The organism is Ferroplasma sp. Type II (assembly GCF_000496155.1).
This window is the reverse complement of sequence record NZ_KI542782.1, coordinates 1-1,865: the sequence shown is the minus strand read 5'-3', so window position 1 is coordinate 1,865 and position 1,865 is coordinate 1. Positions and strand designations below refer to the sequence as shown.

Annotated in this window: 1 protein-coding gene and 1 pseudogene; both read left to right on the top strand. The window is 39.9% G+C overall.

All coding sequences use genetic code 11. The features are described 5' to 3' along the window. Positions 1-4: 4 nt before the first annotated feature. Entirely contained in the window at positions 5-1,042 is a 1,038-nt protein-coding gene (locus tag AMDU4_RS11160) for a transposase (RefSeq protein WP_021788077.1), read from the top strand. A 195-nt stretch (positions 1,043-1,237) separates the two neighbouring features. Continuing rightward, positions 1,238-1,865, top strand: a pseudogene (locus AMDU4_RS11155) (TIGR00303 family protein); the annotation flags it as partial.

The window sequence follows — 1,865 nt, the reverse complement described above, 5'->3', positions numbered from 1 at the left end:
ATTTATGTCAAGAATCGTATCCGGGGACATTAAGGATAAACTGCATGAACTTGACAGCATCCTATCAAAGAAATATGTACTTGAACACCCTAAAAAGGAAAGGGACTGGAGAACCTACGAGCAAGAATTTGCACAGAGAATCAAGATGGCGATGGAGGATCTTGATCCATTGATAAATGAAGCTGTTTCAACGATACGGATAGTTCCAAGAGCTGGACATCCACATTCTCTCACCCTGGAACAGAGGGTCAAGCTGTTGATGATCAAGCAGCTTGTGGGTGAATCAAACAGGATGTTTGCAAACATGCTTGCCATATTCTCCATGTTATCAGGAATAGATGTATCATACAAAACCATAGAAAGACTATATTCAGATGAGGAGGTCATAATTGCAGTACACAACCTGCATGTACTCATACTGGGGAAAAAGGATATTACGAATTCCAGTGCAACAGGTGATGGTACAGGTTATTCCCTTACTGTGAAGAAGAACTATGAATCATATGCACAGAAGCTTAAGGATCTTGCCAAGGAGAATCCTAAAACCACTGGGGAAAAGGATGGAAAGAAATCAAAGTCACATAAGAAAAGATTGTTTGCATATTCATTTGCCATAATGGACCTTAAATCAAGGATGTACATTGCCTTCGGTTCATCAATGAAATCTGAGAGGAGTGCTTATGACAGAGCAATGGATCTTCTTTCCTCAATAGGTATAGAAATGGATTCCATACGACTGGACAGGTATTACTCCTCTCCATCATACATGGATAAACTTGGGGAAACAAAGGTATTCGTAATACCGAAGAAGAATTCCACACTGAATGGATCTCTGAAATGGAAAAAAACAATGAAAGATTTTATTGAGAATACCATGCCATACCTGGAAGAGTACCATCAGAGAAGCAATTCTGAATCTGGATTTGCTGCAGACAAGAAGATGCTTGGATGGAATGTAGCACAGAGAAGGGATGACAGAATAGATAATGCACTATTCTGCACCGGCGTGTGGCATAACCTGTTCAATATGGGTAGATTTTAGAATTGTGTCCCACACCCAGTAGAGGGAAATAGTATTTATAATAAAATTAGAGACAGGAATGACATCCTTTATATTTTACTTGGAGGAACCACAAATGTTTCAACTATTCCGGGAATATCTGCGGCCGGGGCATCGCCTGAGCTTACTAAATTAACACCTGTGCTGGATTCTGAAATAATTTTGGCTGGGAAGTGCATGAGCTATGATGTTGTTCCAATGACAGAGGAAGGTATTCCTACACCGTCAATAATAACCAGAGGTGCGAATGAAATCTCAGGTATAGATACCATGATTATTGATTCGGGATTTGTACAGGATCCTGCAATTCCATTTATAAAAACTGGACTGGGGGCTGCCCGTGATGGATCAAAAGAAAAGGCACTGCCAGGTTATGAAAGCGCACTGGCATACGGTAGTTATCTAGGAGCTCTCATAGACAATAAATATAAGTTTATCTTTATAGGAGAGAGTGTCCCTGGAGGTACCACAACAGCCTATACAGTTCTTTCTTCAATTGGAATAAAGGAAATGACCAGCAGTTCCATGAAAACCTCGCCAGACGGCTTAAAAGAGGCTTATGCTAACAAAGCGTTCCTCAGAAAAGCAAGATCAGAGAATTACAGTGAAAATATATCAGAATTCGGAGATTACATGATGGCTATGGCACTGGGAATAAGCAAATCTGTGAAGAAATCCACTCTATTTTATGCCGGTGGAACCCAGATGGCAACGGTTTTCTATCTGGATAGCGTAATAAATAATCCTGTTAACAGATATGTGTTTACAACAGGTTATATAATGAAGGATAAGGAAAAACTAATGA

Coding starts and splice junctions, on each gene's coding strand:
- AMDU4_RS11160 (WP_021788077.1), top strand. CDS start 5: ATGTCAAGAATCGTATCCGGGGACATTAAGGATAAACTGCATGAACTT.